The organism is Sphingopyxis granuli NBRC 100800 (genome assembly GCF_001591045.1).
Taxonomy (GTDB): Bacteria; Pseudomonadota; Alphaproteobacteria; order Sphingomonadales; family Sphingomonadaceae; genus Sphingopyxis; species Sphingopyxis granuli.
This window is the reverse complement of sequence record NZ_BCUA01000067.1, coordinates 1-9,169: the sequence shown is the minus strand read 5'-3', so window position 1 is coordinate 9,169 and position 9,169 is coordinate 1. Positions and strand designations below refer to the sequence as shown.

6 protein-coding genes and 1 pseudogene are annotated in these 9,169 nt (G+C 67.0%); 5 read left to right on the top strand and 2 right to left on the bottom strand.

All coding sequences use genetic code 11. The features are described from left to right. The first annotated feature begins 44 nt into the window (after positions 1 to 44). Positions 45 to 1,874 carry a cobaltochelatase subunit CobT gene (gene cobT, locus SGR02S_RS14420; RefSeq protein WP_067111243.1) on the top strand — a complete coding sequence of 610 codons (1,830 nt, stop codon included), beginning with the start codon at positions 45 to 47 and terminating at the stop codon, positions 1,872 to 1,874. Positions 1,875 to 1,915: 41 nt separating this feature from the next. Here cobT and SGR02S_RS14415 read toward each other — a convergent pair whose 3' ends face one another. Next, on the bottom strand, positions 1,916 to 2,923 hold the full coding sequence (locus SGR02S_RS14415; RefSeq protein WP_067111240.1) for a hypothetical protein: 1,008 nt from the start codon (positions 2,921 to 2,923) through the stop codon (positions 1,916 to 1,918). Positions 2,924 to 3,381: 458 nt separating this feature from the next. Between SGR02S_RS14415 and SGR02S_RS14410 the strand changes: the two genes are divergently transcribed. The 4 genes from SGR02S_RS14410 to SGR02S_RS14395 all read left to right on the top strand — a co-directional run bounded on the left by SGR02S_RS14410 (position 3,382) and on the right by SGR02S_RS14395 (position 8,588). Next, positions 3,382 to 5,028, top strand: coding sequence for an acetolactate synthase large subunit (locus tag SGR02S_RS14410; RefSeq protein ID WP_067111237.1), 1,647 nt, complete (start codon positions 3,382 to 3,384; stop codon positions 5,026 to 5,028). 75 nt (positions 5,029 to 5,103) lie between these two features. After that, the gene (locus SGR02S_RS14405; RefSeq protein WP_067111234.1) at positions 5,104 to 6,543 is read left to right on the top strand and encodes an aldehyde dehydrogenase family protein; all 1,440 of its coding nucleotides are present in this window, start codon (positions 5,104 to 5,106) and stop codon (positions 6,541 to 6,543) included. Between the two features lie 117 nt (positions 6,544 to 6,660). After that, complete coding sequence (locus SGR02S_RS14400) at positions 6,661 to 7,542, top strand: UDP-2,3-diacylglucosamine diphosphatase (RefSeq protein ID WP_067111231.1); 882 nt, start codon at positions 6,661 to 6,663, stop codon at positions 7,540 to 7,542. Next, positions 7,539 to 8,588: a glycosyltransferase family 4 protein gene (locus SGR02S_RS14395; protein WP_067111227.1), complete on the top strand. Its 1,050-nt coding sequence runs from the start codon at positions 7,539 to 7,541 to the stop codon at positions 8,586 to 8,588. Before SGR02S_RS14400 ends, SGR02S_RS14395 begins: the two co-directional genes overlap by 4 nt. A 20-nt stretch (positions 8,589 to 8,608) precedes the next feature. Here the strand turns inward: SGR02S_RS14395 and SGR02S_RS20295 are convergent. Continuing rightward, positions 8,609 to 9,169, bottom strand: a pseudogene (locus tag SGR02S_RS20295) (TonB-dependent receptor); the annotation flags it as partial.

The window sequence follows — 9,169 nt, the reverse complement described above, 5'->3', positions numbered from 1 at the left end:
GGCGACGACAGCATCTGCAACCGAATCCCCGATCCCAAAGCACCATGAGCCAATCCTCTCCCCTCGACGATTTCAAGACCGCGCTGTCGAGCGTCGCCCGCGCCGTGACGCGCGATCCGGAGGTCGAGGTCGGCTTCACCGCCGACGCGCCGGCGCAGGTCGGCAAGGCGATCAAGGTCCCGACCCCGTCGCGCACGCTGCCGCGCGATCAGGTCGCGGAGGCGCGCGGTTTCGCCGATGCCTATGCGCTGCGGATGAAGCATCACAACGAGCGGACGCACGCCGCGGCGCGTCCGGCCGAGCCGATCGCCGCCGCCGCCTTCGACGCGATGGAACGCGCGCGGGTCGAGGCGCTCGGCGCGCGCTCCATGGCGGGGATGCGCGCCAACCTGTCGGCCAGCCTCGCGATGCGGATGCGCTCCGACCCGATCAGCCGCGCGCAGAACCGCGACGACGTGCCGGTGTCGAGCGCGCTCGAACTGATGCTGCGCGAGGTGCTGACCGGCGAGCAAGCCCCGCACGGGACCGAGACCGGGCTGTCGCTGGTGCGCGAATGGATCGCGAAGGATGCCGGCGCCGACCTGACCGCGCTGTCGATGCTGCTCGACGACCAGGCCGCCTTTGCCGAGACCGCGCGAGTGGCGCTCCGCAACCTCGACCTCATCCACGGCGACGATCCGCTGGAGGACGGCAGCGAGGACGGCGGCGATCAGGAAGAGGCGGAGGCCGAGGCCGACGAAAGCCCGGACCAGCAGGACAGCGAAGAGGGCGGCAGCGGCGAAAGCCAGGTCGACGCGCGCGCCGAGATGGACGGCGATCAGGCCGACGACGGCGACAGCGACCCCGACGCGCAGGAGATGGAGGGCGACGGCGATCCCGAAATGGGCGGCGAGGGCGACGAGGGCATGCTGCCCGTCCGCCCCAACCGCCTGCCGACCGACGTTCCCGACTTCAACTATATCCGCTTCACCGAAAAGCATGACGAGATCATCGCGGCGACCGAACTGTGCGACGCCGACGAACTGACGCGGCTGCGCGCCTATCTCGACCAGCAGATGACGCATCTGCAGGGCGCGGTGACCAAGCTCGCCAACCGGCTCCAGCGCCGCCTGATGGCGCAGCAGAACCGCGCGTGGGATTTCGACCAGGAGGAAGGCCAGCTCGACGCCGCCCGCCTCGCCCGCGTCATCGTCTCGCCCGGCCATTCCTTGTCCTACAAGATCGAGCGCGACACCGATTTCCGCGACACCGTCGTCACGCTGCTGATCGACAACAGCGGCTCGATGCGCGGACGGCCGATCAGCATCGCGGCGATCAGCGCCGACATCCTCGCGCGCACGCTCGAACGCTGCGGCGTCAAGACCGAGATCCTCGGCTTCACCACGCGGACGTGGAAGGGCGGGCAGAGCCGCGAGGACTGGCTCGCTGCGGGCCGTCCGCCGCACCCCGGCCGCCTCAACGACCTGCGGCACATCATCTACAAGCCCGCCGACGAGCCCTATCGCCGCGCCCGCAAATCGCTGGGCCTGATGATGCGCGAGGGGCTGCTCAAGGAGAATATCGACGGCGAGGCGCTGATGTGGGCGCACAGCCGCATCGTCGCCCGGCCCGAGGAACGCCGCATCCTGATGGTGATCAGCGACGGCGCGCCGGTCGACGACAGCACGCTGTCGGTCAACCACGGCGCCTATCTCGATCAGCATCTGCGGCAGGTGATCGAATGGATCGAGAACCGCTCGCCGGTCGAACTCTGCGCGATCGGCATCGGCCACGACGTGACGCGCTATTACAGCCGCGCGGTGACGATCATGGACGCCGAACAGCTCGGCGGCACGATGGTCGAGCAACTGGCGGGGCTGTTCGACATCGACTGAGCACCGCCCTTCCCTTCGATGAGGGGGGCGGTCGCCCCATATCAGTCGTGCGCGCCCGCCGCCTTGGCCTTCCCGGCCAGCCCGACATCCCAGTGCGCGGCGAAGAATTGCTCGAGGACTTTCGCGGCCGCGTCGCCGAATCGCTTTCGGCTTTCCGCCGTATCGCGAACGCCCCTGAAAGGCGCCTCGATCTGCAGCCCGCAGATGCGGCCTTCGGGCGAATCGCTCCCCGAACCGCAGGCGTGGCGGCGGGTATTGGGGCCGCCGTTGAAATAGGACTGGCCCCCGGGGCCGGGATCGCTCGCGCTCGGGACCGCGGGAAAGCCCGCGTCCGCAAATAGCGTGCCGAGGCTCGTCGGCCCGCGAAGCAGGGCCGAGAGCGACGTCTCCCCACCTTTGGCAAGGCTGCGGATGCTCGTCCTTTCGAGGGCGCCGGCGTCGCCGTCGATCGCCTCGTCCGAGCGGTCGAGCAGCCCCCCGGTGAGCAGATAGCCGAGTTCGAGCCGCTGCACCTTGTGCCCGTGCCCGTGGATGTCCATGAACCATCCGCGCTCGCTCGTCCGCAGGACCTCCTTCTTCGCGATATCGATGAAGGCGTGCCATTCCTTGTACGCCTGCTCGGCGTCGGCATTGCCGCAGGCGGCTTCCGCCGCCGACCGGTTGGCATCGAGCTTCTGCCGCGCCAGCCGATTGATGATCACGTGCGGATAGGTGCCGAACCGGTCATGAAAGGACTGGCGCATCGCCTGCACCAGTTCGGCGGTGTTCCGGTCGGGCCCGACCACGGTGCGCGCGCCGCCGCAGCGCTCCTTCGTCCGGTCGGGAATATCCTCCGGCAACAGCGTGCCGCCGTGCGGAGCGACGAGGATCACCGGCGCGTTGCCCGGCAGATATTCGATATAGTGGCCGTAGGACTTGCCGACCTCGAACGCGGCAGCCTCCGAAGCCGAAGCGGACGGGACGGCGGCCCAGGCCAGCGCGAAGCCGGCGCCGCCCGTGACAACCATCCGGATCGGCACGCCCCATGCCCTGCGAACCCGATCGATCATCTGCTCCCCCTCACTGCCTTGCAAACGCGATTTCACCATCGCGCCATCCACCGGATAGTCGTGGACAGGGCAAGGCGGGGAAATGAAAAATCTATGAGACCAGTATAACCTCAAGGCGTACATATCCATCGGACACGGAAGGGTCCGTTCCCCGGCGAAAGCCCGGGGCCGCGCGGGGCAGCGCCACGCCATCCGGACCCCGGCTTTCGCCGGGGAACGGTAACCTGCCGAAGGGGATGATTGCCTAACCTTGATGGGAACACAGAACCGCTGTCCTAGATGCTTTGCCTCGCGCCCCGCGTGACAACCCTTCCCCCTCTCGTTACACATCCCCTTCGGCACAGCAGGGACTCGCGATCGCAGGACGGGGCCGCTGGGCCATGATCCGCGCCGAGGTCGCCGGCGCAGGCTTGGGGCCGCACGATCGGGATGCGGGCCCGAAAAGGGGGCGACCGACCATGACCAAAGCATCCGACCTGTTCATCGCATGCCTCGAGGAAGAGGGCGTCGAATATATCTTCGGCGTTCCGGGCGAGGAGAATCTCGACATGCTCGACAGCCTGTCGCGATCGAAGCAGATCAGGCTGATCCTGACCCGTCACGAACAGGGCGCGGGATTCATGGCGGCGACCTATGGCCGCCACACCGGCCGGACCGGCGTCTGCATGGCGACGCTCGGCCCCGGCGCGACCAATTTCGTCACCGCCGCCGCCTATGCGCAACTGGGCGGCATGCCGATGCTGATGGTGACGGGGCAGAAGCCGATCAAGAAATCGAAGCAGGGCCGCTTCCAGATCCTCGACGTCGTCGGGATGATGAAGCCGATCACCAAATTCACCCATCAGCTCGCCAGCGCCGACAATATCCCGAGCCGGGTGCGCGAGGCCTTCCGGCTGGCCGAGGAGGAAAAGCCCGGCGCCGCCCATATCGAGTTTCCGGAGGATATCGCCGAAGAGGACACCGCGTCGGTACCGCTGAAGCGCAGCCATGTCCGCCGCCCCATCGCCGACGTCAAATCTGTGCGCGAGGCTGTGAAGGCGCTCGAGGCGGCGCGGGCGCCGGTGCTGGTGATCGGCGCAGGCGCCAACCGCACGATGACCGGCCGCATGCTGCTGCAATTCGTCGAAAAGACCGGAATCCCCTTCCTGACCACGCAGCTCGGCAAGGGGGTGATCGACGAGCGGCACCCGCGTTTCCTGGGCTGCGCGGCGCTGTCGGCGGGCGACTTCGTTCACCGCGCGGTCGAGGCGTCGGACTGCATCGTCAACATCGGTCACGACGTCATCGAAAAACCGCCCTTCTTCATGCAGCAGGGCGGACCGCGCGTCATCCACGTCTCGACCAGGACCGCAGAGGTCGATCCGGTCTATTTCCCCGATATCGAGGTGATCGGCGACATCGCCAACGCCATCTGGCAGATCAAGGAGGACATCGTCCCCAACGGCGGCTGGAACTTCGACCACATGCTCGCCTATCGGAAGGCCGATCTGGAGCATACGCGGTCGCTCGCCGCAGATGCGCGCTTCCCGATCTTTCCGCCGCATCTGGTGCAGCAGGTACGCGACGCGATGCCCGACGACGGCATCATCTGCCTCGACAACGGCGTCTACAAGATATGGTTCGCGCGCGGCTATACCGCCTATCGCCCCAACACGGTGCTGCTCGACAACGCACTCGCATCGATGGGCGCGGGGCTGCCGAGCGCGATGATGTCGGCGATGCTCTATCCCGAACGCAAGGTGATGGCGATCTGCGGCGACGGCGGCTTCATGATGAACAGCCAGGAGATGGAGACCGCGGTACGGCTGGGCCTCAACCTGACCGTGCTGATCCTCAACGACAGCGCCTATGGCATGATTCGCTGGAAACAGGCGAACATGGGGTTCGCCGACTTCGGTCTCACCTACAACAATCCCGATTTCGTCCAATATGCCGAAAGCTATGGCGCGAACGGCTATCGCGTCGAAAGCGCGGCGCATCTGAAGCAGCTTCTGGCCCACACGCGCGATACGCCGGGCGTCCACCTGATCGACTGCCCCGTCGACTATTCGGAGAACGACCAGATTTTGAACATCGACATCAAGCGGCTGTCGAAGGAGTTGTAGGATCGCCTTTGGCCGCCCCTGGATCCCCGCTTTCGCGGGGATGACGGCGTTGGGTAAGGTTGAGAGTGTTGGAGAATGATTGTGAAACTCAAGGACGTCTACCCCCTCTACCTCAATAACAAGGCGGCGCAGCCGAACACCGACCTCGCCGTCACCGACAAGTTCACCGGCGAGGTCGCCTTCCGCACCGCGCTCGCGACCCCCGACGTGATCGATGAGGCGATTGCCGGCGCGGTGCGCGCCACCGCGCCGATGGCGAAGCTCGCGAGTTTCGAAAAGCAGGACGTCCTCAATCACTGCGTGGCGCGTTTCCGCGAGCGCTTCGACGAACTCGCCTATGCGCTGTGCGTCGAGGCGGGCAAGCCGATCGCCGATGCCGAGGGCGAGGTCGGCCGCCTGATCGACACCTTCCGCATCGCCGCCGAGGAAGCGGTGCGCAATTACGGCGAGATCCAGCCGCTCGACATCTCGCCGCGCTCGAAGGGCTATATGGGGATGTGGAAGCGCGTGCCGATCGGCCCGTGCAGCTTCATCTCGCCGTTCAACTTCCCGCTCAACCTCGCCGCGCACAAGATCGCGCCGGCGATCGCGGTCGGCTGTCCCTTCGTGATGAAGCCCGCGTCGATGACCCCGCTCGGCGCGATCATCATCGGCGAGGTGCTCGCCGAATGCGACATCCTTCCCGAAGGCGCGTTCAGCATCCTGCCCGCGAGCCGCAACGGCGCCGACCTGTTCACCAGCGACGACCGGCTGAAGCTGCTGTCTTTCACCGGTTCGCCCGGCGTCGGCTGGGACCTGAAGGCGAAGGCGGGGAAAAAGAAGGTCATCCTCGAACTCGGCGGCAACGCCGCGGTGATCGTCGACAAGGACGCCGACCTCGACCATGCGCTCGCGCGGATCATCTTCGGTGCCTTCTACCAGTCGGGCCAGTCGTGCATCGGGGTGCAGCGGATATTGATCCACGCCGACGTCTACGACCGCTTCCGCGATATGCTGGTCGAAAAGACGAAGACGCTCGTCTCCGGCAACCCCAAGGACCGCGACACCTTCATCGGCCCGATGATCTCCGAAAAGGAAGCGGCGCGGCTCGATGGCTGGATTCAGGATGCGGTCGCGGGCGGCGCGACGTTGCTGACCGGCGGCCGGCGCGATGGTGCGATGCTGGAGGCGACCCTGCTGGAGAATGTCGATCGCAAGGCCGATGCCTATCGCGAGGAGGCGTTCGGCCCGCTCGCTATCCTGTCGAAATTCACCGACTGGGACGACGCGCTGGCAGAGGTCAACGACAGCAAGTTCGGCCTTCAGGCGGGCCTGTTCACGCGCGACCTGCACAAGGTGCTGGCGGCGTGGGACGACCTCGATGTCGGCGGCATCGTCGTCAACGACGTGTCGAGCTATCGCGTCGACAACATGCCCTATGGCGGGGTGAAGGATTCGGGGCTGGGCCGCGAAGGCATCAGATTCGCGATGGAAGATATGACCGAAATCCGGAACATGGTGATCCGGCGCGCGTGAGCGCTTGTCACCGGACCGTCGCCAGACCGTCACCGAACGGTCTTCGCTTCGATTCGCAGGGTGTAACAAAAGCCGTGTCTAGGCCGTGGGCAGCCAAGGCTGCTTACGGAGTGCGACATGGCTTCTATCTCGACCCTGCCCATCCCGGCGCGTTTCGCCGATCCCTTCGCCGCCGAACCGCACGTGCCCGAATGCGTCGTCGGCGAACGGCGCAGCTACCGCACCGTGTGGATCAGCGACATCCACCTTGGCACCCGCGGGTGCAATGCGGCGCTGCTGATCGACTTCTTCGACCATGTCGATTGCGAGACACTCTACCTCGTCGGCGACATCATCGACGGCTGGCGGCTCAAGAAACGCCATTTCTGGCCGCCCGAGCATAACGACGTCGTCTGGCGCGTGCTCAAGCGCGCCAAGCGCGGCACGCGCGTCGTCTATGTCCCGGGCAACCATGACGAGATGGTCAAGCCCTTCGACGGCTTCGATTTCGGCGGGGTCGAAATCCGGCGCGAGGCGGTGCACGAGACCGCCGACGGGCGCCGCCTGTTGGTCGTCCACGGCGACGAGTTCGACGCGGTGATGCTCGCGCACCGCTGGCTCGCCTTCGTCGGCGATGCCGCCTACACCGCGCTGATGAAGGCGAACGTGGTGGTCAACGCCATCCGCAGCCGCATGGGCCTGCCCTATTGGTCGCTGTCGCTCGTCGCCAAGCACAAGGTCAAGAACGCCGTCCAGTTCATCGGCCGCTACGAGGAAGTCGTCGCCCACGCCGCCCGTTCACGCGGTGTCGACGGCGTCGTCTGCGGCCATATCCACAGCGCGGAGATGCGGGCGATCGACGGCGTCGACTACTATAACGACGGCGACTGGGTCGAAGGCTGCACCGCGCTGGTCGAACATGCCGACGGCCGCATGGAGATATTGCGCTGGGCCGAGGAGGTCGCGGCGCGCTCAGCCCCGACGCCGCTCGAACAGCCCGCATCGGCACGCGCCGCATGAGGATCGCCATCGTCACCGACGCCTGGGAACCGCAGGTTAATGGCGTCGTCCGCACGCTCCAGGCGACGATCGCCGAATTGCGCGCGCAGGGGCATGTGGTCGAGGTGATCTCGCCCGACCTGTTCCGCTCGATTCCCTGCCCCACCTATGGCGAAATCCGCCTCGCCCTTGCGGGCAAGCGCGCGGTCGGGCGGCGTATCCGCGCCTTCGCCCCCCAGGCGATCCATATCTCGACCGAAGGCCCGCTCGGGCTCGCGGCCCGGCGCTGGTGCCTCGACCATGATTTTCCCTTCACCACCGCCTATCACACGCGCTTTCCGGAGTATGTCGCGGCGCGCCTGCCCGTGTCGCCCGGCCGTGTCTGGCGCTTCATCCGCTGGTTCCACCACCCCGCCCGGCACATCATGGTCGCGACGCGCTCGTTGCAGCGCGAACTGGTCGCGCACGGCCTCGACCGGACGATGCTGTGGGAACGTGGCGTCGACCCGCGCCTATTCCGCCCCGATCGTGCGCCCCACCCCCTCTTCGCCGGCCTTGCGCGTCCGATTCAGCTTTACGTCGGCCGCGTTGCGATCGAAAAGAACATCGCGGCGTTCCTCGCCACCACGCAGCCGGGGACCAGGGTCGTCGTCGGCGACGGCCCGGCGCTCGCCGACCTGCGGATGCGCCACCCCGACGCGGTGTTTCCCGGCAAGCTCGGCGGCGAAGCGCTGGCGTCGGCCTATGCCGGCGCGGACGTCTTCGTCTTCCCCAGCCGGACGGACACGTTCGGTCTCGTCGTCATCGAAGCGCTGGCCTGCGGAACCCCCGTCGCGGCCTATCCGGTGCCGGGGCCGGGCGACATCGTCCGCGACGGTGCGGGTGCCCTCGACGAAGACCTGAATGCCGCCATCTCGCGCGCGCTGACCTGCCGCCGCGAGGACGCCGCCGCCCTCGGCGCACGCTATGGCTGGACGAGCTGCACGGCGCAGTTCCTGAAAGCCTTGACCTTCATTCCGCGAGACCCGGAGCCCAGCGCGCTCGCCGCGCCCGGCCTCGCGGCCTAGGAACACCTAGGGACAGGCCCCTAGAATGCCTTGCGCCATTGCAGCTCGATATAGCGGCCGAGCGGGTCGATGTAGCCCGGCTGATAGTTCAGCGGCACCACTCCGCTTCCATCGGTGATCCGCCGCTGCGCGTCGAACAGATTGTCGACCGACAACCGCACGCGCGAATTCTTGAGGAAAGGCAGACTCCCGGTCAGCTTCGGCATCTGGTTGAAATCGGCGAAGACGCGCAGGTTGAAGGTCGCCAGATCGTGGAAATCGAGGTTACCGTTCGCACCGCCGACGATGGTGCTGCCGCTGTCGTATTTGGCGCTGACCCGCGCGCCGAAGCCCTTGTAGAAGACGCCGCCGTCGAGTTCGAGCAGGTGCCGGTTGCTGCCGCCGCCGTTGCCGGTCGCCGAACCGCCGAGCAGGTCGAGTTCGGGCACGCCGGGCCCGATCAGCACTTTGTCGGTGAGCTTGACGGTGTGATAGAGCGAGATGTTCCAGCGGCCGCCCTGCGGCCGCCCCCCGAACATGCCGCCCGGTCCGCGCGCGCCGCCGCCGGGCCGGCCGAAGCCGCGCCCGCCCGCGGACGGCGG

What these genes read in the sequence shown, in the direction of transcription:
- cobT (WP_067111243.1), top strand. Translation starts at nt 45, where the DNA reads ATGAGCCAATCCTCTCCCCTCGACGATTTCAAGACCGCGCTGTCGAGC.
- SGR02S_RS14415 (WP_067111240.1), bottom strand. Translation starts at nt 2,923, where the DNA reads ATGATCGATCGGGTTCGCAGGGCATGGGGCGTGCCGATCCGGATGGTT.
- SGR02S_RS14410 (WP_067111237.1), top strand. Translation starts at nt 3,382, where the DNA reads ATGACCAAAGCATCCGACCTGTTCATCGCATGCCTCGAGGAAGAGGGC.
- SGR02S_RS14405 (WP_067111234.1), top strand. Translation starts at nt 5,104, where the DNA reads ATGATTGTGAAACTCAAGGACGTCTACCCCCTCTACCTCAATAACAAG.
- SGR02S_RS14400 (WP_067111231.1), top strand. Translation starts at nt 6,661, where the DNA reads ATGGCTTCTATCTCGACCCTGCCCATCCCGGCGCGTTTCGCCGATCCC.
- SGR02S_RS14395 (WP_067111227.1), top strand. Translation starts at nt 7,539, where the DNA reads ATGAGGATCGCCATCGTCACCGACGCCTGGGAACCGCAGGTTAATGGC.